Raw genomic sequence first — 25,990 nt, 5'->3', positions numbered from 1 at the left:
ACCCCGCTGGCGAGGGGTAAGCGCTGTGCGTCAGTCGATCCGTGCGCCCGAACTGATGACCACGGGCTTCCACGTCTGGTATTCGACCACCACGAACTTGCTGAATGCCTCGGGGGCCAGTTGCATGGCTTCTGCGCCTTGCTGGGACATCTTGGCGCGCACCTCCGGCTTGGCGAGCGCGTCGCCGACGGCCTTGTTCAGCGTGGCGACGATCTCCTTGGGCGTGCCCTTCGGCGCGAACAGGCCGAACCACGCGCCGGTGACCAGGTTGGGCACGCCGGCTTCCGCCATCGTCGGCGCATCGGGCAGCGCCGCCGAGCGCTTGCGCGAGGTGACAGCCAGCACGCGCAGGTTGCCGCCCCGGATATGCGAGATCACCGACGGAATCGTCGCGAACATGAACTGCACGCGTCCCGCCAGCAGGTCGTTGAGCGCATCGGCCCCCTTGTAGGGGACATGGGTCGTCTGCACGCCCGTACGCTCGTTGAATAGCACGCCGGAGAGATGCGCGGCCGTCCCCACGCCGGTGGAGCTGAAATTCAGGGTGTTCGGATGGGCCTTGGCATAGGCGATCAGATCCTGCACGGTCTTGACCGGCAGGTTGGGATTCACCACCAGCACGTTCGGCACGTCCGCAATCGGGGCGACGGCCGCCAGGTCCGTTTGCGGATTGACCTTGAGCTTCCTGTAGAGCGTGGGGTTGATGGCCACGGGGCCGACGGAAGTGGCCAGCAGGGTGTAGCCATCGGGATCACTGCGGCCGACGAAATCCGTGCCGATATTGCCGCCGGCGCCGGGGCGGTTTTCCACGACCACGCTCTGGCCGAATGTTTGCCCGATCTGCTGGGCGACTTCGCGCGCGAGGATATCGGTCGTGCCGCCCGCGGTGAACGCCACCACCACGCGGACTGGCTTGGTGGGATAGGGTTGCTGGGCGCCGGCCGTTGCGGCGCAGCAAAGCAGCAGGCCGGCGGCCGTGCGCCGCAGGATCTTGTTCATGGCTGTCTCCGATGTGATCGTTATCGTCGTTCGTGCGGCCCCGCCATGAGAACGCACGCGTCCAGCACATCTTAGAAAGCCCACCCGGCCCAGCTTTGACCAAAGGGAAACGCAGCCTTCATGGCGCGCGTCATGAAGAAACGTAACGCAGCCCCGTGTAGGGAAAATCCCGTAGAAAAGCCCGTTGCGATGAACCTTGGCGAAGGCCCCACAGTGAAGCCCCAGGGCAACCCGGGGCAAAACCCTACCTCGGCTTCTGGAAGTGCTGCTCCATCGCCGCGCAGCGGCTCAGGTATTCCAGCAGTTGCGCCACGCCGGCCGGCAGGCTTTCCCTGTCCCGCACGCAGACGTAGAAGTCCCGCACGGCCCACGCATCGGTCAGCGTCAGCAGCGACAGCCCCATCATCGACAGATAGTTCTTGGCAATGCCCTCGGGGACCATGGCGATGCCCAGGCCCTCGCGCACCATGCGGCAGCGCGCCTCGAAGTTGGAAACCTGCGTCTTCACCGTCAGCGGCCGCGAGATCGTGCCGGACGCCAGCGTCAGGAATGCATCGAAGGTATGGCGGGCGAAGTAGCCCAGGAAGTCATAGTCCAGCGCCTCCTCCAGCCGCAGTGAGCCCTTGGCCTCCAGCGGATGCCCGCGCGGCACCACCAGCCCCACGCGGTCCTGGCGATATGGCAGCGAATGCACGCCGGGGCTGGGGCTTTTGGCGTGATAGATGCCGATGTCGGCATCGCCGTTGGAGACCAGGCGCGGCACATCGAAGCTGAACGCTTCCACCAGGTCGATCCGGGCTTCGGGGGCGTGCTTGAGGAAGCCGCTGATATCGGTCGGCAGGAACTGCAGGATCGTCGAGGCATTGGAGGCCAGCCGGATCTTGGCGATGCCGTCGGCGGAGTAGGCCGCCAGCGCGTCCTGCGCCAGTTGCACGCTGCGCACGATGGCCTTGGCGCGCTGGTACAGCATGGCGCCGGCCGGCGTGGGCTCCACGCCGCGGCCATGCCGGCGCAGCAGCGCGGTGCCGGCGCGCCGCTCCAGCTCCGCAATACGCTTGCTGGCCGCCGAGGTCACCAGGTTCTCGCGTTCGGCCGCGCGCGAAAGGCTTTTTTCCTCGACGGCGGCAATCAGGATGGCGAGCGAGGCAATGTCCATGTCCATGGGCGCAGGCTTTCTCCAAATCGAAACGGGCTGGGCGGCAGGCATTGCCGACGGGGCCGCGCGGGGCGCGGGTTTTCCCGGGGGCGACAGGCCCGGCGTGCAAGGCGTGCCTGTGGAGTATGCACCGCCGCTCCGCTGACCGGAATATGCACGGCGGCTCGGGAGCCTTCACCAAATGTCAAAGCTCGCCGGCATGCCATCCCTACCATGTGATGCATTCCCGAACGAGACGTTGGCAAGAGGAGACCCCGCATGATCATCAACGAATTCGCCGCCTACGCTGGCCGCGAGGCCACCGCAGCGCTGCCGGACCCCGTCCTGCACCATGCGCGCCGCGCGGTGATCGACTGGTTTGCCGCGTTGCTGGCCGGCGTGCAGATGTCGCCCGGGCAGCAACTGGTGGCCGCGCATCGCGCGGAGCTGGGCGTTGGCCAGTCCACCATCATCGGTCACGCCACGTCGGCGTTTCCGGCCACGGCGGCGTGGATCAACGGCAGCACGTCGCACGCGGCGGAGTTTGACGATATCTTTCGCGATGCCGTCTACCATCCCGGCTGCCCGACGATCGCGGCAGCGCTGGCGTTGGCCGAGCAGGTGGACGCCAGCGGCTACGACCTGCTGCGCGCGGTGATCGCAGGTTACGAGGTCTCCACGCGCATCGGCGCGGCCATCCAGCCGGCGCACTATCGCTTCTTCCACACCACGGGCACGGTCGGCTGCTTTGGCGCGGCGGCGGCAGGCGCGGTGCTGTTGTCCCCGGGCGATGTGCGCGCCGCGGCCGATGCGCTGGCCACGGCGGCTACGTTCGCGTCGGGGCTGCAACAGGCGTTCCGCTCCGATGCGATGACCAAGGCACTCCACGCCGGCCATGCCGCGCAGGTCGGCGTGCAGGCCGCCCAGGCCGCCGCGCATGGCGTCAACGGCGTGCACGACATCCTGGAGGGCGATGCCGGCTTCGGCGCCGCGCTCTGCGGCAAGCCGGACTGGCAGGGCGTGACCGCCGGGCTGGGCACCGATTACCACATCACGCGCATCACGCAGAAGAATCACGGCTGCTGCGGCCACACCTTTGCCGCCATCGACGCCGCCATGCAGATCGTGCGCGACCATCGGCTGGACCCGGCCCGCATCGCGGCGATCCGCGTGGCGACGTACCAGGTGGCGCTCGACGTCACCGGTAATTTCCAGCCGGCCACCGCGTTCGAGGCGCGCTTCAGCCTGCCATACGTGGTGTCGCACGGCCTGCTGCACGGCGCGGTGCGGCTCGACGCCTTCCAGCCGGACCGGCTGGCGGACCCGGCCATTCGCGCGCTGATGACGAAAATCACGCTGACCGCCGATCCGGACCTGACCGCCGCCTTCCCGCGCCAGCGGGCCGCGCGTGTGGAAATCGAAATGGCCGACGGCAGCCGCCACGCGCACTTTGCCCCGTACCGGCGCGGCGATCCCGAATCCCCGCTCGATGACGCGACACTGGCTGACAAGTTCATGGAACTGGGTGCCCCGGTACTCGGCGCCGGCCCGGCCGCGCGGCTGCTCGATGCGCTCTGGCAGCTCGATCATCGCCCGGTGCGTGCGCTGGGGCTTTCCACGCTTCGGGCCGGCTGAGCCGGATCGAAACCCTTTCAAGACGAGAATCACTGATGACGCGAGTCAACGAACAAGGTGGCCCCGAAATGGACGTCATGGGCGCCACGGGCCGCACGCTGGCCAGGGCGCTGTTCACGCCGGGCGCCGTGGCGCTGGTCGGCGCCTCCGCCGACGAGAGCAAGAACACCGCGCGGCCGCTGCGCTTCATGCGCAAGCATGGTTATGCCGGCCGGGTGTTCCCGATCAACGCCGGCCGCACCGAGGTGATGGGGCTGCAGGCGTATCCGAGCGTCGCGGCCTTGCCGGATGCCATCGACCATGCCTTTGTGATGGTGCCGGGCCGGCAGGTGGCCGAGGTGCTGGAGCAATGCGCGGCGCGCGGCGCCAGCGTGGTGACGGTGTTCTCGGACGGCTTTGCGGAACTGGGCGAGACCGGCATGGCCGCGCAGCAGGCGCTTGCCGCGCGGGCGAAGGAGTTGGGCGTGCGGCTGCTGGGCCCCAACAGCATTGGTGTGGTGGACATCCACAGCGGCGCCATCCTCTCCGTCAATGCCGTGCTGGAGGTCGACGCGCTGCGCGCGGGCGGCATCAGCGTGGTTTCGCAAAGCGGATCGATGCTCGGCGCGCTGCTGTCGCGCGGCGCCGCGCGTGGACTCGGCTTTGCCAAGCTGGTTTCCGTGGGCAACGAGAGCGATATCGGCGTCGGCGAGCTGGTCGACCTGCTGGTCGATGACGACGCCACCGAGGTGATCCTGCTGTTCCTGGAAACGATCCGCGATGCGGCGGTGCTGGGTCCGGCCCTGCGCCGCGCCCGTGCCGCAGGGAAACCGGTGCTGGTCTACAAGCTGGGCCGCTCCGCGCAGGGCGAGGCGCTGGCCCAGTCGCACACGGGCGCGCTGGCCGGCAACGACGCCGCCGTGGACGCCTTCCTGCGCAAGCACGGTGCCATGCGCGTGGAAATGCTGGAAACGCTGTTCGAGGCTGCGCCGCTGGCGCGCCGCTATGCCGCCGATATCCCCGCGCTGCGGCGCAATCCGCGCATCGCGGTGGTGACGACCACGGGCGGTGGCGCCGCGACGGTGGTGGACCGCCTGGGCCTGGCGAATGTGGAGGCCGTGGCGCCGCCCGTCGAATTCATCGCCCACATGGCCGAGCGCGGCGTGCGGATTCGCCAGACGCCGATCATCGACCTCACGTTGGCGGCAACCAGCGCCCAGTATCGTGATCTGGTCGAGCAGATGATCCAGAGCGACTGGTGCGATGCGGTGCTCTGCGTGGTCGGGTCCTCGGCGCAGTTTCACCCGCAGCTGGCCGTGCGACCGATCGTGGAAGCGTCCGCGCAACGCGGCAAGCCGCTGTTGTCGTTCCTGGCGCCGGAAGCCACGCAATCGCTGGAACTGCTGCAGGCGGCCGGCGTGCCCGCGTTCCGCACCCCGGAGGCCTGCGCGGATGCGTTGGCCTGCCTGTTCCGCGCGGCGATGACCCGCGACGACGTGGCGGAGACCCCCGCACCGGTGACATGGCCGTCCGCGCTGCCGACGCAAGGCGACCTGTCCGAGTTCGAGGCCGCCGCCGTGTTTGCGGAGCTGGGCGTGCCGATCGCGCCGATGGCGCTGGTGCGCGACGTGAGCGGGGAGGGCGCGCTGCAGCACGCGGTGCCCTATCCGGTCGTCGCCAAGATCTGTTCGCGCGACATCCTCCACAAGACCGAGATCGGTGGGGTGGAGGTGGGTGTGCGCGACAACGAGGAACTGGCGCGTGCCGCGGCGCGGCTGCTGGAGAACGCTCGACAGGCCGCTCCGGCAGCGCGCGTCGACGGCATCCTGGTGCAGCGCATGGAAAGCCGCCTGCTGGAACTGATGCTCGGCTATCGCAACGATCCGCTGGTGGGCCCGATGGTCATGCTGAGCGCGGGTGGCATCACCGCCGAACTGCATCGCGACGTCAGCCTGCGCCCCGCACCGGTCAGTCTGGCGGAGGCGCACGACATGATCGGCGAGGTCCGCTCGACGCAGTTGATTCGCGGCTTCCGTGGCCTGCCGCGTGGCGACGTGGATGCGCTGGCGCGCGCCATCGTCGGTTTCTCGCGGCTGGCGGTCATGCAGGGCGCCGACGTTGCCGAAGCGGAGATCAATCCCCTGTTCGTGCGCGCCGAAGGCGTGGTCGGTGTCGACTGCGTGCTGCGGCTGGCCGCCCCCCAACATTCATTCTGAGATTCAGATTCGGAGACGCTCATGCACTTCAAACTCACCCCGGAACAACAGGAATTCCAGGACGCCGTCAGCCGGTTTGCCGAAAAGGAACTGAAGCCGGGCGCCCGCCAGCGCGCCCACACCGACGAATACCCGTGGGAGGTGGCCAGGAAAATGGCCGCGCAGGGCCTGCTGGGTATCACGATCGCCGAGGCGGATGGCGGGCAGGGCGGCACGCTGATGGACGCGATCATCGCCATCCAGGCCGTTGCCGCGCAATGCCCGCGCAGCGCGGACGTCATTCAGGCCGGCAACTTCGGTGCCATCCGCGTGCTGGCCGAGTATGGGTCCGCCGCGCAGAAGGCCAAATGGCTGACGCCGCTGCTGCAGGGCGAGGCGCTGATTTCCGTCGGCATGACCGAGCCGGAAGCCGGCTCCGCCGTGACCGAGCTGAAGACCACCGCCACGCCGGATGGCGAGGGCTTCCGCATCCAGGGCAGCAAGATCTTCACGACCCACGGTCCGCACGCCGATGTGATCCTGACCTATGTACGCTTTGGCCCCGGCGTGGGCGGCATCGGGTCGGTGCTGATCGACACCAAGGCGCCGGGCGTGCGCATCGGCCAGCGCTCGCGCTTCATGTCGGGCGAGGAATGGGCGCAGATCTATTTCGAGGATGTCTATGTCGGCCCCGAGGACGTGTTGCTGGGCGAGGGCGGCTTCAAGAAGCAGATCGCCGGCTTCAACGTGGAGCGCATGGGCAACACCGCCCGCTCGCTGGCGCTCGGCCGCTACGCGTACGAGGTGGCGCGCCAATGGGCGATGCAGCGCAAGCAGTTCGGCCGGCTGCTTTGCGAGTTCCAGGGGCTGCAATGGAAGTTCGCCGAGATGAAGATGAAGCTCGATGCGGGCCAGTTGCTGCTGTACCGCGCCGCTGCCAACGCGGACAGCGGCATCCCGTCCGCCGAGGAAACGGCCATCGCCAAGGCCTTCTGCAACCAGGCTGGTTTCGATATCGCCAATGAAGCGCTGCAGGTGATGGGCGGCATGGGCTACAGCCAGGAGGAACTGGTGGAATACTGCCAACGCCGTTGCCGTGGCTGGATGATCGCGGGCGGATCGATCGAGATCCTGAAGAACCGCATCGCCGAATCGGTGTTCGAGCGCACGTTCTCGCAGCGGCCGGAGAAAGCGCGAGCCTGACGGCCGTCGGCGCGATGCGGGCCACGCGCACCGACGCTCCAGTCGAATGCGTGGCCGCACATCTGGTATAAGACCCGGAAACATCCAGGACCGAACCCCCGCCGGCGTGGGCGGGTTCGGCGCATGCGGGAATTCGGGGGAGCCAGATGGAATTGCGCCAGCTTCAGTATTTCGTGCGGGTGGTCGAACTCGGCAGCATGAGCCGGGCGGCGCTCGAACTTGACATGGTGCAGTCGGCCGTCAGCCAGCAGATCAGCCGGCTGGAGGGGGAGTTGGCGACCCGCTTGCTGCGCCGCACGCCGCATGGCGTGACGCCCACGGAGGCCGGCCTCGCCTTTTTCCACGAGGCCCAGCTCACGCTGCGTCATGCCGAGCAGGCCCGGCGCGCCGCCCATCAGGCCCGGTTGACCGGGACCGTCAGCGTCGGCCTGGCGCCGACCACTGCATCCGTGATCGGCGTGCCGCTGATCCGCGCGATGCGCGAGCGCTATCCCGATGTACGGCTGCATATCGTGGAAAGCCTGTCCGGGCACCTGACCGCCATGCTCAACGCCCGCCAGCTTGACCTGGCGGTTCTGTTCGATACCAACGCGGCGCGGCGCTGGACGGTGATTCCGCTGCTGGAGGAAACGCTGTTCCTGATCCAGTCGCGCCAGGCGCTGCCGCAAGGCAAGGCGGAGCCCTCCACGCAATTGGGCATGGCCGACCTGGCCGAGATCCCGCTGATCATGCCGACTGGCGTGCACGGCCTGCGCAGCACGCTGGATACGGCGTTCGCCCGCGCCAAGGTGGCGCCGCGCGTGGTGCAGGAGATCGACTCGCTGGCCATGCTGATGGATGCCGTGGACATGGGCTTCGGCGCCACGCTCCAGCCGTGGGCAGCGGTGGGGCGGTATCCCGATGCGGAAACGCGCTTCCATCTGGCCCAGATCGACGATCCCGAGGTGGGCCGGCAGAACCTGCTGTGCAGCCTGTCCGACGACGAACTGTCGCCGGCCGCGCTGGCGCTGCGCGTGGTGCTGGCCGATACGGCACGGGGACTCGTCAAGTCAGGTGGCTGGCGTGGCGCGCGGTTGCTGGAGGGCTGACTGGCTGACACGCGGGCCCGGGCGCCGCTTTCGGCGCTTTTTTGCCTCGTTTTTTTTTGTCGCGCTTTTTCGTCGCGCTTTTTTGTCGCTCTCGTCCCTTTTGTCGCCTTGGCCCGTCGTCCCCCGGCCTCGCTGCGCCACCGCTGAAAACGAGGCCTGTCCGGCCGCCCGCACCCCATCACGAATCGTGATGCCCCCATGTCGGACAAGGGCTTAGCAGCGTCCCGCCCGCCCGCTACAGTCCCGGACAGACTCCAAAAAGCCCGAGAAAGTCGTGTCCCTTCCCCATAAAAATTCCTGCTGCCAGGGCGTCCGGCCATGATCGACGTCCTGGTGATCGGCGGCGGCAATGCCGCCCTCTGCGCAGCCCTCATGGCCCGGGAAGCCGGCGCCAGCGTGATGCTGCTCGAAGCCGCGCCCCGAGAATGGCGTGGCGGCAATTCCCAGCACACCCGCAACCTCCGCTGCATGCACGATGCGCCGCAAGACGTGCTCGTCGACGCCTACCCGGAAGAGGAATACTGGCAAGACCTGCTGAAGGTAACCGGCGGCCTGACCGACGAGCACCTCGCACGGCTGGCCATCCGCGCGTCTTCCACCTGCCGCGACTGGATGCGCAGCCACGGCGTGCACTTCCAGCCGCCGCTGTCCGGCGCGCTGCACGTGGCGCGCACCAACGCCTTTTTCATGGGTGGCGGCAAGGCACTGGTCAATGCGTACTATCGCAGCGCCGAAAAGCTCGGCGTCCAGATTCGCTACAACGCGCCGGTGGACGCGATCGAGCTCGATGGAGACCGCTTCGTGGCCGCCCGCATCGGCGACGAACGCATCGAGGCCCGCACCTGCGTGCTGGCTGCCGGCGGTTTCGAATCGAACCGCGAGTGGCTGCGCGAGGCCTGGGGCCAGAACGAACGCGGCGAATGGCCGGCCGACAATTTCCTGATCCGTGGCACGCGCTTCAACATGGGCGTGCTGCTGAAGTACATGATCGAAGCGGGCGCCGACGCCATCGGCGATCCGTCGCAGTCCCACTGCGTGGCCATCGACGCGCGCGCGCCGCTCTATGACGGCGGCATCTGCACGCGGATCGATTGCGTGTCGCTGGGCGTGGTGCTGAACGCCAACGCCGAGCGCTTCTACGACGAAGGCGAGGACTTCTGGCCCAAGCGATATGCGATCTGGGGCCGCCTGGTCGCCCAGCAGCCGCGGCAGATCGGCTACTCCATCATCGACGCCAAGGCCGTGGGCCGCTTCATGCCGCCGGTTTTCCCCGGTGTGACCGCCGACACGCTGCCGGAGCTGGCGCGCAAGCTGGGGCTCGATGAAGCCACCTTCATGCGCACGATCAACGAATACAACGCCGCCTGCCGCGTCGGCAAGTTCGACCACACGGTGCTCGACGACTGCCACACCGAAGGCGTGACGCCGGCCAAGACCCACTGGGCCCGGCCGCTCGATACGGCACCGTTCTACGGCTACGCGCTGCGTCCGGGCATCACCTTTACCTATCTGGGCCTGAAGGTGAACGACGAATCGGCCGTGCATTTCGGCGGCAAGCCGAGCGAGAACCTTTTCGTGGCCGGCGAGATGATGGCCGGCAACGTGCTGGGCAAGGGCTATACGGCGGGCGTCGGCATGGCGATCGGCACCGCATTTGGCCGCATCGCGGGCACGCAGGCGGCAGCTGCCGCCGCTGCAATCAGACGCGGGGCGGCACGGGCTGGCGCCCGACAGGCATCACAGGAAACAGAACATGCAACATCTTGAAGCGCTGACGCGCGAGGCGGCGGCGCTGGCGCAGGGCGCATTGCCGCTGACCACCGACGAAGGCGAGGTCGCCCGCACGCTGCAGATCTGCAACGCCTGCCGCTATTGCGAGGGCTTCTGCGCGGTCTTTCCCGCCATGACGCGGCGGCTGGAATTCGGCAAGGCCGACATCCACTACCTGGCCAACCTCTGCCACAACTGCGGCGCCTGCTACCACGCGTGCCAGTACGCGCCGCCGCACGAATTCGCGGTCAACATCCCGCAGGCAATGGCGAAGGTGCGCGTGCAGACCTATGGCGACTACGCGTTTCCGGCGGCCCTTGGCGGCCTGTATCGCCGTGCCGGGCTGGTTACCGCGCTGGCGATGGCCGGTGGCCTGGCGCTGTTCCTGCTGATGGTGCTGGCGATGCGCGGCAGCCTGCTGCACGCGCCGCTGGCCGGCAATTTCTACGCGATCTTCCCGCATAACCTGCTGGCGGCGATGTTCGGCGTGGTGTTCCTGTTCGCGATGCTGGCGCTGGGGGCAGGGGTGACGCGGTTCTGGCGGCAGGTGTCGCCGGGCACGCGGCCGGGCGAAGCGCGCGGCGCGGCGGTCGGTGGCGCGGCGCATGACGCGTTGCGGCTCAAGTACCTCGATGGCGGCCACGGACAGGGCTGCAACAACGCGGACGATGCCTTCACGCTGCTGCGCCGGCGCTTCCACCATTTCACATTCTATGGCTTCATGCTGTGCTTCGCCGCCACGGCGGTCGCCACGCTGTATCACTACCTGCTGGACCTGCACGCGCCGTATCCGGTGACCAGCCTGCCGGTGCTGCTGGGCACGGTGGGCGGCATCGGCCTGTTGATCGGCACGGCCGGGCTGTTCTGGCTCAATATGCGGCGCGACCCGCGCACGGGCGATCCGGAGCAGAAGCCGATGGACCGTGGCTTCATCGCGCTGCTGTTCCTGACCAGCGCAAGCGGCCTGGCGCTGCTGGCCTGGCGCGATTCCGCCGCGATGGCGTCGCTGCTGGCCGTGCACCTCGGCATCGTGATGGCGCTGTTCCTGACGCTGCCATACGGCAAGTTCGCACACGGCATCTATCGCAGCGCGGCCCTGCTGAAGTACCACATCGAAAAGCGCCGGTCGAATGACCTGGCCCTCGGCTCGGACTAAAACAAGACTCACCCCGGTGCCCCAAATAACGCTGAATTCAAAGGAGACCCATCATGACGAAACCCGGAGTGCTGAACATTCCATCGATGCGCAGCCAATGCAGCGAGGCGGAGTGGCAGGCCCGCGTGGACCTGGCTGCCTGCTACCGGCTGGTGGAGCTGTACGGCATGGCGGACATGATGGCCAACCACATCTCCGTGCGCGTGCCGGATGAGGAGGATGCCTTCCTGATCAATGCCTACGGCATGATGTACGAGGAAATCACCGCGTCCAGCCTGATCAAGGTCGACCACGACGGCAAGATTCTTTCCAAGCCGGATTTCGGTGCACTCGACTACGGCATCAACAAGGCCGGCTACGTGATCCACAGCGCCGTGCACCATGCCCGCCCCGAGGTGGCCTGCGTGATTCACACGCACAGCTGGGCGTCGATGGCCGTGTCCGCGCTCGATTGCGGCCTGCTGCCGGTCACGCAGACCGCCATGCGCTTCCTCAAGGTGGGCTATCACGAATATCAGGGCGTGGTGCTCGATACCGCCGAGCAGGCGTCGCTGATCGAGGATCTTGGCAAGGGCGAGGCGCTGATCCTGCGCAACCACGGCGTGCTGACGGTGGGCAACACCGTCGGCGAGGCGTTCAACTGGATGCACCGGCTGGAGCTGGCTTGCCGCTCGCAAGTGGCGGCGATGTCGTGCGGCACGCCGCTGCGTGACGTGCCGGCGGACATCCTGCAGGAGACCTGGAACAACTACCAGCCGGGCACGCGCCGTCCGTATGGCGTGATGGAGTGGCCCGCGCTCCTGCGCAAGCTCGACCGTCTGGACCCCAGCTACCGCGACTAGGAGGTCGCTTCAAAAAGATCCTGGCGTCGTTGCGCGGCCTTGCCGTACCACTTGTACTGTCTGCGGCCGCGCCTGACCAGGACCGCTATCGCTTCATTTCATAGCACCGCAAAGACGGTGAGAGATTCCCCTCGAGGTCGCGTGGAACGGGAAACGACGGCGGCCTCACCTTCCTTATCAGACATAGAAGAAAGCCCCCAAAGGAGAAGGAGTGAGACAGATCAACCGCAGACGCATGCTGGCGCAGATGCTCGCGCTCGGCGTGGCCCCCCATGCGCTGTTGGCGCGGGCGCAGGGCCTTCCTAACAAGCCGGTCACGCTGGTGGTGCCGTTCGCCCCGGGCGGCAATCTCGATGTGGTGGCACGTGCGATTGCGCCGGCGCTGGAGCAAACGCTGGGCCGCAACGTGATCGTCGACAACCGGCCCGGTGCCGGCGGCGTGATCGGTGCCACGGCGGTATCGCGCGCGGAGCCGGATGGCAGCACGCTGCTGGTGACCACGCCGAACGCCATCGTCGTGCTGCCCAAGATGACGCGCACCAGCTTCAAGCTCGCCAGTTTCAGTCCGGTCGGGCTGGTCTCCACCACGGCGCTCGTGGTCGTGGTGAAGGGCAACGACACGCGCTTCCGGGACATCGCCGCGCTGCTGGCCCATGCGCGCGCGAACCCGGGCAAGGTGACGGTGGGCCATGCCGGCCCCGGCACGACCAACCATATGGCCGCGTTGCAGCTCGAGGACGCCGCGAAGATCCGGCTCAACGAGGTCCCTTACAAGGGGTCGGCCCCGGCGCTGATCGACCTGATGGGTGGCCAGATCGACCTGGTGGTGGATCAGCTGACCAGCTCCGCGCCGCATATCCAGTCCGGCGCGTTGCGTGCGCTGGCGGTGATGTCGCGCGAACGGGACCCGGCGCTGTCGAAGGTGCCGACGTTGCGCGAGGCGGGCCTGGCCAACTTCGAGGCCACGACGGCGACCGGGTTGCTGGCACCAGTGGGCACGCCTGCCGCCGTGGTCGATGCGATCAACGGTGCGCTGCGCAAGGTGCTGGCCGAAGGCAGCGTCAAGAGCCGCCTGCTGAGCGTGGGTAGCGTGGCGCAGTCTTCCTCGCCGCAGGAATTGCTGGCCTCGCTGCAACGCGAGGACGCGCGCGCCCAGACGCTTGCCGCCGCCGGCCGCCTGAAGGCGCCGGACTAACCGCTACCCGAACCTTGCCATGACGCGTCCCTGCCTCCCTCCGCTGAAAACCATCGCAGCGCCGGCGTTCCGCGCGCCGCCCGGCGCGTGCGACAGCCACGCCCACGTATTCGGGCCGTTTGTACGCTATCCGCTCGCGCTGGACCGCAGCTACACGCCGGCCGAGCATCCCGCCGACGCATTCATCGCCCATCTGGACGAACTCGGCCTGACGCGCGGCGTACTGGTGACGGCCAGCGCCAGCGGCACCGACAACAGCGTGGTGACCGATGCGCTGCGCAAATACCCCACACGCCTGCGCGGCATCGTCGTGCCCGCCGCCGATACCAGCGACGCCGAACTCGATGCGTGGCATGCGGCCGGGGTGCGCGGCGTGCGCATCAACCTCTACCAGATGGGTGGCCACGCGGTGTATCGCAACGGCGTGGGCATCGAGGTGCTCGAGGCGCTGGCGCCCCGGCTGGCCGAGCGCGGCTGGCACGCGCAGATCTGGATCCACGCGCCGGATCTGGTGACGCTGGCGCCACGACTGAAGGCGGTGGGGCTGCCGCTGGTCATCGACCACATGGGCCGCATGGCCACGGCACGCGGCGTGGCCGATGCCGGCTTCCAGGCGCTGTGCGCGCTGCTGGCGGAGGGCGTGGCGTGGACCAAGATCTCCGGCGCGGATCGGCTGCAGCCCGCAGGTGCGCCATATCACGAGGTCGATCCATTTGTCGCCGCGCTGCTGGCGGCCAATCCCGGGCAGGTGGTGTGGGGCTCCGACTGGCCTCACATCAATTACTTCGAAGCCGCGCAGATGCCCGACGACGGCGTGCTGTTCAACCTGCTGGCGCGCTGGCTGCCGGATGCGGCCGCGCGAGAACGTGTGCTGGTGACCAATCCGGCTCGACTCTACGACTTCGGCAACGTTTGATTTCGCCAATCCTTCCCATCGAAAAGACAGCGGCCGCCCGGCGGACCGCTGCATTCACAGGAGACTTCCCATGCGTCGATTTGCCCCCGGTCGATGGCTGACCCAAAGCATGATGTGCCTGACCCTTGCCGGTGCCGGCATCGCCCTGACCACGACGGCCCATGCCGCCGAAGAGTATCCGGCCAAGCCGGTGCGCGTGGTCGTCGCGTTTACGGCCGGCGGCACCACCGACATGCTGGCGCGCAGCGTGAGCCAGCATCTGGCGCAGCGCTTCAAGCAATCGTTCGTGGTCGACAACCGGCCGGGCGCCGGTGGCAATATTGGCACCGAGTTCGTCGTGCGGTCGCCGGCGGATGGCTACACGCTGCTGGTCGATTCGGTCGGCCCGATCTCGATCAACCAGACCCTCTACAAGCGCCTGAACTATGACCCGCTGACAGACCTGATGCCGGTCGTGCAGATCGCCGACGTGCCCAACGTGCTGGTGGTGCATCCGTCGCTGCCCGTGAAGTCGTTCGAGGAATTCGTCGCCTATGCCAAGGCCAACCCCGGCAAGCTGAACTACAGCTCGACCGGCGTGGGCACCTCGTCGCACCTGTCCGGCTTCATGCTGACGGAGCGGATCGGCACGCAGGCCACCCATATCCCCTACAAGGGCGCGGATGCGCTCAATGATTTGCTGTCCGGTCGGATACAGTTCATGTTCGCGACGATTCCGTCCGTGATTTCGCACATCCAGTCCGGCAAGCTGCGCGCGCTGGCGGTCAGCAGCGCCCGGCGCTCGCGCTCGCTGCCGGACCTGCCGACCGTGGCGGAGAAGGGCTTCCCGGGCTTCGAGGCCGGATCGTGGTTCGGCATCTTCGCGCCGAAGGGCACGCCGCCGACGGTCATCGCCCGGGTCAACCAGGCGGTAAACGATGCCTTGCCGTCCCTGCAGGCCCAGATGATCCGCGAGGGGGCGGACCCCGTGGGCGGATCGGCCGAGCAGTTCGGCCAGTTCACGCGCAAGGAATACGTCAAATGGAAGAGTGTGGTGAAGGCCTCCGGCGCCACCGTCGATTGAGCGAGGAACATGGGAAAGCCTGAATCCGTATCCGACGCGCCGCTGCGCGTCCTGCTGTCCGAGGCGTCGCTGCGCCATAACCGCGAGGCGATTGGCGCAGCGCTGGGCGCGCGCGCGTGGGAGCCGGTGTTGCCGCCTGCCACGGACGATCCGCATGGTGTCGATGCGGATATCGCGTTCGTCTCGCGCGATGTCACCGGGCTTTCCACCAAGCACGAAATCCTGCCGGCCACCCGGCGTTTCTATACTGCGATGCTCGAAGCGCCGTCGCTGCAGTGGGCCCATACCCATTCCGCAGGCGCTGATCGCGCGGTATTCGGTCAGCTGCGGCAGCGCGGCGTGACGGTGACCACATCGTCGGGCGCCAACGCCGGGGTCGTGGCCCAGACCGCACTGGCAGGGCTCCTGGCGCTCGCGCGGCATTTTCCGCAGATGCTCGATGCCCAGCGGGAACATCGCTGGGCGCCGTTGATCGGCACCGGGCTGCCACGCGACCTGCACGGCCAGACGGCCACCATCGTCGGCTGGGGTCCGATCGGACAGCAGCTGGGCGCGGTGCTGACGCTGTTCGGGATGTCGGTGGTGGTGGTGCGCCAGCGCGCGACGCCCGCCGGCGATGGCTACGAGACCATCACGTTCGAGTCGCTGGCGACGGCGTTGCCGCGCACCGACTGGCTGATCCTGGCCTGCCCGCTGACCGACCAGACGCGCGGACTGGTGAATGCCGCCGCGCTGGCCAGCCTGCCCGCAGGGGCGCGGCTGGTGAACGTGGCGCGCGGAGAAGTGGTCGACGAGCCCGCACTGGTCGACGCACTGCGTGACGGCAGGCTGGCAGGCGCCTACCTCGACGTGTTCGCCCACGAGCCGCTGCCTGCGGACTCGCCAGTCTGGGCGCTGCCCAACGTCATCGCCACGCCGCACAGCGCCGGATTCTCAGACGGCAACGCCGCGCGCGTGGTCGACATCTTCCTGGACAACCTGAGCCGCTGGGTACGGGGCGAGGCGCTGCGCAACGCGGTCGCATAGGGTGGCCAGCGGCGGGGCGGGGCGACACATCTCCGCGCACTGCTGACCGGCACAAGGTACCTACGGTGGCCCGCTTCGAGCGGGCTTTTTGGCGTTTATCGCGGATGGGCGGGGTGACTGAGGGTCGGAGAACGAGCCGGTTGCGGCGCTCGAGCGCCGTGCCAGCGACGACAGCAGTCTGACGCAATGCGGCCGCTCGGATACTGACTAGTGCTCACGCAGATGTCGCAGGGCGGGCTATTTCGAGATGCCGACAAGGGCGTGTGGTTTGATAGGTTCGATGCTATCGGTGGGGTTCCGCAGGGCGGTGGGGCTGGCCAGAGGCGCGTGAGACCAGCGCAGGGTGGCGTCGCCTCAATCGGCCCTTGACACCCAAAGTGCGTGCCGGAGTTCAATTTGGTTTATATCTAATGTGCACTACGCGATACATCGGATATCGCCGCTCCGTTTAGACTCGGTCCAAACCACAGCGCGGCGCCTTGGCAGCCAGCGCATAGCGGGAAGGGTCGAAGCATGCGTTTATCTATTTCGGGGAAGGGCGCCGCCAAAGCGCAACAATTGTTTCCTCTCTCTAGCCAGTCACCTGTCTTTCTTCAGAGGAAAGTAATCAGCATCCTGCTCGGTATTTTTCTGGGCTTACTGTCGCTTTACCTTGCGCCAGCCGGGGCGCAAAGCTCTTCAAATCAAAACTTGACCTGCGCTGATGTCCCGGCGGGGAAGATAATCAAGGCAGCATATTATTATCCAGACACTGATTGGCCAGTCGTGGCTTACTATGCGGGCGGATACCTTGGCGCTCCGCCACCGGGAGTTCCTTCCAATTATTGGTGGGCTAGTACTATTCAAGGCTGCCACAACTTAAATGATCCGATAAATGATATTTACAATGTAGGAATATATACGCCACCGCCGCCGCGCATATCCATACAGGGAAATGTCGCCAATTACCCATCATCGTCGATTCCCCTTAACCAGCTCGTCGAGAAGACCTGTCGTGTTGGCAATCCGTGTCTTGTCGGCTCCGGCATCAAGCAACAACAGGACACCGACTATGTTGGTGCGGGTCCGCAGCCGTTGTCCCTCGTGCGTACCTATCGATCAAGCTACCTCGTCGCACCCAGCGACGGCTTCGGCACGCTCTGGATGCACGAGTGGCAACGCCGGCTGGATCTTTCCAGGTACTACAGTGCGACATCGAGCCTGGCCGCGCTGCGCAGAGACGCTACCTCGACGACCTTCGCGCTCAGCAGCGGCATCTGGACCGCGACGGATGGCAAGGGCGACCAGCTAGTCGCCGTATCTGACGCTGGAGGCACGTCACCGGGCTGGCGCCTCACGGACCGTAGCAACGACCGTACCGAAGACTACGATGCCAGCGGCAAGCTGATCCTGGTCCGGGAGCGCAATGGCTGGACCACGTCGCTGAAATACAGTGACAGCAGCACACCGACGACTGTGGCGCCTTATGCGAACCTCCTGGTCGAGGTGCGCAACAATTTCGGACAAACGATCCGCTTTACGTATGACTCGCGAGGTCGGATTTCTAGTGCGGCATTGCCCGATGGCACCGTACTGCAATATGGCTATGACTTCTACGGCATGCTCAGCACCGTCACCTACGCCGATGGCGCGCTGCGCAAGTACCATTACGAAAACGCCCAATACCCGTGGGCGCTGACAGGCATTACCGACGAAAAGGGTGTTCGCTTCGCGACCTACGGCTACGATTCGCTCGGCCGGGCCATTAGCACCGAGCATGCCGGCGGCGTCGACAAGTTCCAACTGAACTTCCTCGGCAATGGCCAAACGTCGGTCACTACCGCGGACGGCGCCAGTCGGACCTTCACTTCGGAACTGCAGGGCAAGGTGCTGCGCGCGACCGGCGCTTCTGCGCCCTGTCCGGCGTGCGGGGATATCGCCAAGTCGGTGACCTACGATACGGCGGGGAATGTCGCGAGTAAGCGGGATTTTGCGGACCAGGAGACGCGCTACAGCTATGACGCGCTCGGCCGCGAAACCCAGCGCATCGAGGGCTACGGCACGGCCGACGCAAAGACCACGACCACCGAGTGGCATCCGACTTGGAAATTGCCGCTAAAGGTTGCCGAGCCAGGTTACTTTGAGTATTTCAGCTACGACGCAAGCGGCCGATTGATCGGCTACGTCCGGTATGACACGACGGATCCGAATGGAAGCCAAGGAATCAACGTGACCCCCGCTGGGCCCGTCTCCAGCACGGAATGGACCTATGGCCCTAACGGCTTGAAATCCACTACAACGGAGCGGGTCGACGGCACGAAAGTGGGGCAGTGGACGTACACGTATGACGGCGGCGGCAATCTCCTGACGATCAACGACGCGGCAGGTCGGACAGCCCAAGCCATTCAGTACGATGCGGCAGGCCGCATGCTAGAGGCAGTGACGCTGGACGGCGACCACATCCGGTATCAGTACGATGCCAATGGCAGACCAACCTCCTACGAGGTCAACGGATTCTTGCTCAAATACGAGTACGATCGTATTGGATTTCTCACGGCAGTCCGCGGACCGGACGGCACGCTTTACAGAGACTACACCTATGATTCCGCGCACCGCCTGATCGAGATTGTGGATGACCCCGTCCCGACTGGCATGTCAGGCATATCCGGGCCATTCTCTGTAACTGTTGATCAAACGAGCAGATCCACAGACCTCACAGAGACTAGTTGGTTCGCTGCATCGTGGAAGCGCCTCGTGACGTGGATCTTAGCGTGGATTGCACCAGCTCACGCTCAGCGAGCACCGCCCTCGCCGCGGCCAGTCCCCCCCGGAGGGTCCAGTAGCCAGGCCCCCACCTATCTAAGCTCGCCGGAGAGCGATCTGTTTGGGAGTCGAGGGAACCCTAACGCCATCCTCCAGTTGATGAATGAGGGATGGAACGCGATGGCCAGTACGATTGATGACGGGGCAAGCTCCCTGCGCGAACTCGCGACCCGAATCGTCAAGCCACTGACCTGCAATGAGGATCCACGATGTACCGTTGCGCGCCAGAATGCGCAATCGCGCTACCACAAACTGGTAAATAAGAGGCTGCCGCAATACCTGAATTCGCCAACGCCTACGAGAGGACATTACGATGCTGTTATTCAGCTCCAAAGTGGACTGAAGGAGGCTATTGGGCGCGTAAAGTTATACTGCAAGACTCTTCCACCCGAACTCCCCGAGTGGGAACGGGCGGCAAATGTGGATGTGCCGATTCGTTACTGACACATGGCTCTGGACAACCTACCAACGGTGCTGACTGAGTACCTGTTAGCGCCCCCTCTTCAGCTCTCTGAGGCGCACCTGACTGCACTTCGCAATCGCGTTTCCTACGTAAACGAAGTTGTCCAGGAAATTGAGCAATGGACACGCGCGTTGGAGCCGTTGTCTAGTCTCCTTGATCCGATTGAGGTCGACTTGCTCGTCATACTCGGCTCAGCAGAGAGCCACGATGACAGGGATACAACTTATTTGATTCATTCATCGTGGCCTGCCGACTGCAGTATTGCTGCAATGTTCGAAAGTCTGCCAGTGGAGGTTGTCTCAGTTTTAACCAGGGGGATTGGGAAAGTCCTGGTCATGGAAGGTGAGGCTGCCAACTGGGTGAAGAGTTGGGCTGGCGCAGTCCGTATTGTTCAGAACCAACTAGTGAACTCGGATAGCCTCGACGCCGCGATGGCTTCGCTCTTGGCCACGGATATTCTCTTGGCCAACATGTTGGCCTTCATCACAGCGATGCGACTCAACCCGATGCTTAGCAGTTAGCCGGTTGTCCAGGGCACTTGACAGAAACCAATCGGTTGCTGTCGGCTCGGTTTGCTGTCATTGAAGCAGAAGCTTATTCGCAAGGCTGTTGCTCAGCGTCACACGGTAACGCACCAGCAGCAGCGTGAATCTGAAACGGACAGTCCAGGGGGAGCGTCCGTTTCTCACCCCACGGGAGACATTTGCGACGAAACAGGGAATGGCGGAGTCTGGCCGAACTCTGCCATCGAAGCATCAGCCCCCACACCGCCAAGTGCTCCGCCGGCGGGTCACACGTAAGCCATTGTTAGCAAGCTGGACGCTGCAAGGCGCTGCCTCATAAGATCGTGCCCGACCGGTTCAGCCCGGGCGCCATTTCTGCCATTGCAAGCCGTCGCGCCCGCACCCATCCGGCGTCTGCCTGTGCGGGCGGATGCCTGGGCAGTTCCCCTCCATCTTCGTCAACTTACCTGCAGACTGATGCCCGGGAAATCCTTGCTTGCGAACTCCGCCATTCAAGCGCGCACGGCGCGCCCTTCATACCTCTATCCGACGCTCCACCTGATTGCTGCCTGCGCCGCTGTCGTGCTGGCCGGCTGCGGCGGTGACGGCGACGGCGACGGTAGTGCCACCAAGGCAGTCGCCTCGGGTGGCAGCTCGGCGACTCAGCCATATACCAGCAGGCGAGGCGGCTCCAGGAACCCGACGACGCCTACAACTCCGACGACGCCTACAACGCCTACAACGCCGACCACGCCGACCACGCCGACCACGCCCGCCACTGGGGGCGCGTGCTACACCGTCAGCGGCAGCGTGCCGGCACCGGCCAACACCACGGTGGTCAGCCTGTTGCCCGCCCGCGGTGCCGGCGTCGGCAACTACACCGTGCTCGGCGAGCCGCGCACCGCGGGCCTTTGCTACGTCAACTTCCGGCGCGAACAGGTTGGACTGCCGCCGTTGGTGGCACGCACTGCGCTCGGCACGGCGGCGCAGAACCACACCAGTTATATGCTGGCCAACAACCTGCTGACCCACTCCGAACAGTCGGGCAAGCCTGGCTATACCGGTGCCACGCCTGACGCGCGCATCCAGGCGGTCTACCCGACCAATGCCACTGCCGAAGTGGTGGCCGGCGCCAACAGGTGGACCTCGGTCGCCAATGCGCAACTGTCGCTTTCGCCCAAGGATGCCCTGGTGGTGGATCTGCTCAATGCTCCTTTCCACCGCGCTGCGCTGCTGGGCGGCTACCAGTCGGCTGGCAGTGGCTATGCCGAGAGCGTCGGCCCCAACGGCAGCGGCACCGCCGCGACCTACTTCCAGACCATCGACCTGGCCGACGCCAGCAAGGCTGGTGCGGACAACCTGATGGTGGCCTATCCCTTCGATGGCCAGACCGACGTGCCGCCGACCTGGGTCAACAATGAAAGCCCCAACCCGGCGCCCGGCTACGAGGGCAAGACGATAGGCTATCCGGTCCTGCTGCAAGCCATCAATACCAGCCTGCAGTTCACCGCCGATACCTTCACGCTGACCGACGCGCAGGGCCGCAATGTCTCCTGCCTCAAGGTCGATAGCCGTTCTGCCGGAATGTCCAGCTACGCACGCGGGCTGGCCATCTGCACGCCGCAGTCGCCGCTGGTCAGCAAGCAGCGCTACTCGGTGACCGTGGCCGGCAAGCTGGGAACCCAGCCGGTCAACCTGAGCTGGTCCTTCACCACCCGCTAAGCGATCGCGCCGGGCAGGCGACCGCCGGGATCGCGAGGGCGTCACTGGCGCATCGCTGGCCCGGCGCGTCGATCTGAAAGGGCAGCCCCATCTTTCGGAAGAACCTGCTGGTATTTGCGGAAATTTCCGCAACCCGCCGGCAGCGCTCTCGTGCATGATCGGGGCATCGTTGCTCGCCACCGCCTGCCTTGCCCGATCATCCTACTGCCACTCTCGCGCTGCCACGCATCGTCGTTGCCGAAGACCATCCGGTCAGCATGCTGGTCCTGGAAGACCAGCTTGCGGGCATCGGCGGCTGCCATGTCGATACCTGCCAGACCGGCGTCGCAGCCTGGCAATCCCTCCAGCGCGAACCAGCGGCCTTGCTGCTGACGGATGTCGGCCTGCCCGGCATGGATGGCCTGGAACTGGCGCGCGCTGTCCGGGCCAGGGAGGCCCGCGAGGATATCAAGCGCCTGCCTATCGTCGTCATCACGGCGACCGCCGGCCCGGAGGAGCGGCTGGCCTGCCTGATGGCCGGCGCCGACATGGTGTTGTCGAAGCCGGTGAGCTTCGAGGCGCTGCGGGCAGTGGTGCGGCGCTACCTCTCCACCTGTGACCAGCCCTTGATCCTCCGCCTCCCGTGATCAGCCTTTCCAGGCCGAGCAACGAATCGCGCTGCAGAAATTGCCCCGGTGGAAGTGCGGGTCCTTGTCGGCCAGCACATCCGCCTTGACGTTGCCGAAGGTGGTGTCGGGCTTGTGACGGATGCCGTCATGGAAGGCCTGGATGATGTCCTCCTTGAAATGCTCCGTGCGCGGGTGGGCGTGCACGATCCGCTCCCGGTCCTCATCCGCGAACGCGTGGTACTGGATACCCAGTACGTCCATTTCCACACCGGCCGTCACCAGTGCCACCACCGGGTCCATGAACTCCGGGATGCCCGGCGTCGTGTGCAGCGCGATTGCGGTCCATACCTTGTCGATGTCTTGTTGAGCGATTCCGCGGCTGCGCAGGAAATCGGCGGCAACATTCGCACCATCCACTTCGAAGCGCTTGTCGGCGCTGCCATGGGCGGGCGTCAGTCCCATGTCATGGAACATCGTGCCCGCGTAGAGCAGTTCCGGGTCGACCTTCAGGCCGCGTCGCTTGCCGGCCAGCGCGGCAAAGTAGTAGACGCGGCTGGAGTGGTGAAACAGCAGTGGCGACTCCGTGTCGCGCACAAGTTGGGTGATGTCGCGGGCAAGCTGGCTATCGGGCACGGCGATTTCGCCAAGGGTGAAGTGCATGTCTGCTCCTGTTCGGGTAGGGGTTGTCCGAGTGTAGGAGTGCGGGTAGCATGGCTGCAATGATCGTAATACGATGATTTGAGACAATCGATTACGATTCAGACACCATTGCCGACCTTCCGGATTTCGCCATGCCTGCCCCCCGAACCATCGCCTTGCTAGCCATCGAAGGTGTCCAGTTGCTGGACGTCTCCGGGCCGCTCGATGTCTTTGCCGAAGCCAATCTCCAGGCCGGCACGGAGGCCTACCGGATGCTGGTGGTGAGCCTGCGGGCGGGCGCCATTCGCGCCTCTTCCGGCGTGCGGCTATTGCCGGACATCGTGATCGAGGACGATCCCCGGGCGGCACGATTGCCCCGCCTGCATACGATGCTCGTGGCCGGTGCGCCGCATGCCGGCGATGCGCCGTCGGAGTCGTTGCTGCTGGACTGGATGCGGCTGGTTGCGCCCAGGGCGCGCCGCTACGGTTCGGTTTGCAGCGGTGCGTTCTTGCTGGCCGAGGCGGGGTTGCTGGACGGACGGCGTGTGACGACGCACTGGGCCGCCGCCGATACGCTGGCGGCCCGCTATCCGGAGATCCGCGTGGATGCCGACGCGATTCACGTGCGCGATGGCAAGGTGCGGACGTCGGCGGGCGTCACGGCGGGACTGGATCTGGCGCTGTCGCTGGTCGAGGAGGATCTCGGGCGCGAGGTGGCGCTCAAGGTGGCCAGCCAGCTTGTCATGTTCTTCAAGCGCCCCGGCGGGCAGGCGCAGTTCAGCCGCGCCGCGCCAGCGGCGGCCAATCGGTCGGCGTTGCAGGAGCTCCAGCGATGGGTGGCCGCGCATCCGGCCGAGCCGCACGATGTGCCGGCCCTGGCGGCGAGGATGGGCATCAGCGCGCGGCACCTGACGCGGCTGTTTCACGACGAAGTGGGCGTGACGCCGGCCAGCTGGGTGGAAGCCGCACGCGTTGGCGTGGCGCGGCAACTGCTGGAGGCGGGCGACCTGGCGCCTAAGCAGGTGGCCGCCGAATGCGGGTTCTCCAGCGTCGATACGCTGCGCCGCGCCTTCCTGCGCGTGGTGGGAGTGACGCCTGCCGACTATCGCAAGCGGCATGCGATGGGCGCGGACTGACGCGGACTGACGCAGCCCGTCCGGCCCATCAGCGTGGTCGACGGCAGGCGCCGCCGACCCGGCAACGCTACATGTTCAGCGCGCGCTTCTGCACGGCCAGTGCGGCCTCGCGCATGACTTCGGACAACGACGGATGCGGATGGCTGATCATGCCGAGGTCTTCGGACGCGGCCTTGAACTCCATTGCCACCACGCCTTCCGCGATCAGATCCGACGCATTGGCCGAGATGATGTGGACGCCCAGGATCTCGTCGGTCTTCGCGTCGGCGATCATCTTGATAAAGCCATCGGGACGTCCCAGTCCCATCGCCCGCCCGTTGGCCATCATCGGGAACTGGCCGCTGCGGACCTCGCGGCCCTCGGCCTTGAGTTGCGCTTCCGACTTGCCGACCCACGCGATCTCGGGCTCGGTGTAGATCACCCACGGGATGCAGTTGTAGTCGATATGCGGCTTCTGGCCGTCGATGACCTCGGCCACCATCACGCCTTCGTCCTCCGCCTTGTGGGCGAGCATCGGGCCGCGCACGACGTCGCCGATCGCGTAGATGCCCGGCACGGACGTCTTGCAGTGCTCGTCCACGGGAATGAAGCCACGCGGATCGGCCGCCAGGCCGACGGCGTCGAGCCCGAGGTTGTCGGTGTTGGGCACGCGGCCGATGGAGACGATCAGCCGGTCGGCATCGAGCTTCTGCGCGGCGCCATCCTTGTCCTTGTACTGGATGCTGACGCCCTTGGCGGTGCTCTTGATGTCGCCAATCGTCACGCCGAGGTGAATCGTCAGGCCCTGCTTCTTGAACAGCTTGCCGGCTTCCTTCGCCACCGCCTCGTCCAGCGTGCCGAGGAAGGTCGGCAGGGCTTCGAGGATCGTCACTTCGGCGCCCAGCCGGCGCCAGACGGAGCCGAGTTCCAGCCCGATGACGCCGGCGCCGATCACGGCCAGCCGCTTCGGCACGGAATCGAAGGAGAGGGCGCCCTCGTTGTCGGACACGATCTTGTTGTCGACCGGCACATTGGGCAGATGGCGCGCCTTCGAACCCGTGGCGATGATCACGTTGCGGGCCGTGTATGACTTCACGCCGCCGCCTTTGCCTCCCTCGCTCGCCTCGACCGTAACGACGCCGTTGGCCGCACGTCCCTGGAACTTGCCGTGGCCCTTGATCCAGGTCACCTTGTTCTTGCGGAACAGGAACTCCACGCCGCCCGTGAACTTGTCGACGATGGCAGCCTTGCGCTGGATCATCACCGCCAGGTCGAGCGTCACGCCCTTGACCTGGACGCCGTGCTCGGCCAGCCCGTGCCGCGCCTGTTCGAAATTCTCGGACGAGGCGAGCAACGCCTTGGAAGGGATGCAGCCAACGTTCAGGCACGTACCGCCGAGCCGTGGCTTGCCTGCGGGGTCCAGCCATTCCTCGATGCAGGCCACGGTCTTGCCAAGCTGGGCGGCGCGGATCGCCGCGATGTAGCCGCCTGGCCCCGAGCCGATCACGATCACGTCGAAATCGGCGGCGGCCGATGCGTCGGCGCCTGCGCCAACCGGCGCTGCCCTGGATGCCGGGGCGGGAGCGGTAGCTGCAGCGGGCGGCGGCGCGGAGAAAGACGCCGGGGCCGCGGCCGGAGCGGCGGCGGGTACTGCGGCAGGGGCGGCAGCGGCGGCCGTGGCTTTGCCTTCGGTGTCGATCGTCGCGATGACCTCGTCGGCATGCACCGTGGCGCCGTCCGGCTGGACGATTGTCGCCAGCACGCCGCTCTCGGGTGCTGGCACCTCGAGGGTCACCTTGTCGGTTTCCAGCTCGACGAGTATCTCGTCGCGCACAACGGCGTCTCCCGCCTTCTTCTTCCACTGGATCAGCGTGGCCTCGGAGACCGATTCCGACAACTGAGGCACCTTCACTTCGATCGCGGCCATCTTGGCTTC

General features: G+C 66.1%; 20 protein-coding genes. 16 read left to right on the top strand and 4 right to left on the bottom strand.

Features of this window, described 5'->3' with window-relative positions:
- Positions 1-30: 30 nt before the first annotated feature.
- Entirely contained in the window at positions 31-999 is a 969-nt protein-coding gene (locus tag BLR29_RS23155; RefSeq protein ID WP_092139989.1) for a Bug family tripartite tricarboxylate transporter substrate binding protein, read from the bottom strand.
- A 244-nt stretch (positions 1,000-1,243) separates the two neighbouring features.
- Positions 1,244-2,155: a LysR family transcriptional regulator gene (locus BLR29_RS23150; RefSeq protein WP_092139987.1), complete on the bottom strand. Its 912-nt coding sequence runs from the start codon at positions 2,153-2,155 to the stop codon at positions 1,244-1,246.
- Positions 2,156-2,413: 258 nt separating this feature from the next.
- On the opposite strand from BLR29_RS23150, the gene BLR29_RS23145 reads away from it, so the two are divergent.
- The 15 genes from BLR29_RS23145 (at position 2,414) to BLR29_RS23075 (ending at position 22,318) form a co-directional block, all read left to right on the top strand.
- Positions 2,414-3,769: an MmgE/PrpD family protein gene (locus BLR29_RS23145; RefSeq protein ID WP_092139985.1), complete on the top strand. Its 1,356-nt coding sequence runs from the start codon at positions 2,414-2,416 to the stop codon at positions 3,767-3,769.
- A 68-nt stretch (positions 3,770-3,837) separates the two neighbouring features.
- A complete protein-coding gene (locus tag BLR29_RS23140) occupies positions 3,838-5,964 on the top strand; it encodes an acetate--CoA ligase family protein (RefSeq protein WP_369804690.1) in 2,127 nt (708 codons plus the stop codon).
- Between the two features lie 21 nt (positions 5,965-5,985).
- Positions 5,986-7,146 (top strand): acyl-CoA dehydrogenase family protein, encoded by a 1,161-nt coding sequence (locus BLR29_RS23135; protein ID WP_092139983.1) that lies wholly within the window; start codon positions 5,986-5,988, stop codon positions 7,144-7,146.
- 146 nt (positions 7,147-7,292) lie between these two features.
- Complete coding sequence (locus BLR29_RS23130; RefSeq protein ID WP_092139981.1) at positions 7,293-8,234, top strand: LysR family transcriptional regulator; 942 nt, start codon at positions 7,293-7,295, stop codon at positions 8,232-8,234.
- 318 nt (positions 8,235-8,552) lie between these two features.
- Positions 8,553-10,001, top strand: a complete 1,449-nt coding sequence (gene tcuA, locus BLR29_RS23125) for an FAD-dependent tricarballylate dehydrogenase TcuA (RefSeq protein ID WP_092139979.1) — start codon at positions 8,553-8,555, stop codon at positions 9,999-10,001.
- Positions 9,988-11,160 carry a tricarballylate utilization 4Fe-4S protein TcuB gene (gene tcuB, locus BLR29_RS23120; protein WP_092139977.1) on the top strand — a complete coding sequence of 391 codons (1,173 nt, stop codon included), beginning with the start codon at positions 9,988-9,990 and terminating at the stop codon, positions 11,158-11,160. Before tcuA ends, tcuB begins: the two co-directional genes overlap by 14 nt.
- A 53-nt stretch (positions 11,161-11,213) precedes the next feature.
- A complete protein-coding gene (locus tag BLR29_RS23115) occupies positions 11,214-12,002 on the top strand; it encodes a class II aldolase/adducin family protein (protein WP_092139975.1) in 789 nt (262 codons plus the stop codon).
- A 211-nt stretch (positions 12,003-12,213) separates the two neighbouring features.
- Positions 12,214-13,197 carry a Bug family tripartite tricarboxylate transporter substrate binding protein gene (locus tag BLR29_RS23110; RefSeq protein ID WP_255371381.1) on the top strand — a complete coding sequence of 328 codons (984 nt, stop codon included), beginning with the start codon at positions 12,214-12,216 and terminating at the stop codon, positions 13,195-13,197.
- A 19-nt stretch (positions 13,198-13,216) separates the two neighbouring features.
- Positions 13,217-14,113, top strand: coding sequence for an amidohydrolase family protein (locus tag BLR29_RS23105; RefSeq protein WP_092139970.1), 897 nt, complete (start codon positions 13,217-13,219; stop codon positions 14,111-14,113).
- Positions 14,114-14,222: 109 nt separating this feature from the next.
- Positions 14,223-15,176, top strand: coding sequence for a Bug family tripartite tricarboxylate transporter substrate binding protein (locus BLR29_RS23100; RefSeq protein ID WP_092140064.1), 954 nt, complete (start codon positions 14,223-14,225; stop codon positions 15,174-15,176).
- 9 nt (positions 15,177-15,185) lie between these two features.
- Positions 15,186-16,202 carry a D-2-hydroxyacid dehydrogenase gene (locus BLR29_RS23095; protein WP_092139967.1) on the top strand — a complete coding sequence of 339 codons (1,017 nt, stop codon included), beginning with the start codon at positions 15,186-15,188 and terminating at the stop codon, positions 16,200-16,202.
- A gap of 513 nt (positions 16,203-16,715) precedes the next feature.
- Entirely contained in the window at positions 16,716-19,448 is a 2,733-nt protein-coding gene (locus BLR29_RS23090) for a DUF6531 domain-containing protein (protein WP_092139964.1), read from the top strand.
- A gap of 3 nt (positions 19,449-19,451) precedes the next feature.
- Positions 19,452-19,988: a hypothetical protein gene (locus BLR29_RS23085; RefSeq protein WP_092139962.1), complete on the top strand. Its 537-nt coding sequence runs from the start codon at positions 19,452-19,454 to the stop codon at positions 19,986-19,988.
- Between the two features lie 474 nt (positions 19,989-20,462).
- A complete protein-coding gene (locus BLR29_RS23080) occupies positions 20,463-21,692 on the top strand; it encodes a CAP domain-containing protein (RefSeq protein ID WP_255371380.1) in 1,230 nt (409 codons plus the stop codon).
- 188 nt (positions 21,693-21,880) lie between these two features.
- Positions 21,881-22,318, top strand: coding sequence for a response regulator (locus BLR29_RS23075; protein ID WP_255371379.1), 438 nt, complete (start codon positions 21,881-21,883; stop codon positions 22,316-22,318).
- Here BLR29_RS23075 and BLR29_RS23070 read toward each other — a convergent pair whose 3' ends face one another.
- Complete coding sequence (locus BLR29_RS23070; protein WP_092139957.1) at positions 22,319-22,960, bottom strand: HD domain-containing protein; 642 nt, start codon at positions 22,958-22,960, stop codon at positions 22,319-22,321. It lies immediately after the preceding gene.
- A gap of 131 nt (positions 22,961-23,091) precedes the next feature.
- Between BLR29_RS23070 and BLR29_RS23065 the strand changes: the two genes are divergently transcribed.
- Entirely contained in the window at positions 23,092-24,075 is a 984-nt protein-coding gene (locus tag BLR29_RS23065; RefSeq protein WP_092139954.1) for a GlxA family transcriptional regulator, read from the top strand.
- Between the two features lie 67 nt (positions 24,076-24,142).
- Here the strand turns inward: BLR29_RS23065 and lpdA are convergent, their stop codons facing one another.
- On the bottom strand, positions 24,143-25,981 hold the full coding sequence (gene lpdA, locus BLR29_RS23060; protein WP_092139952.1) for a dihydrolipoyl dehydrogenase: 1,839 nt from the start codon (positions 25,979-25,981) through the stop codon (positions 24,143-24,145).
- Positions 25,982-25,990: the final 9 nt, after the last annotated feature.

Origin of the sequence: Cupriavidus sp. YR651 (assembly GCF_900101625.1) — a bacterium.
In the GTDB taxonomy this organism is placed as follows: Bacteria; Pseudomonadota; Gammaproteobacteria; order Burkholderiales; family Burkholderiaceae; genus Cupriavidus.
This window is presented reverse-complemented; position numbering and strand designations above follow the sequence as displayed.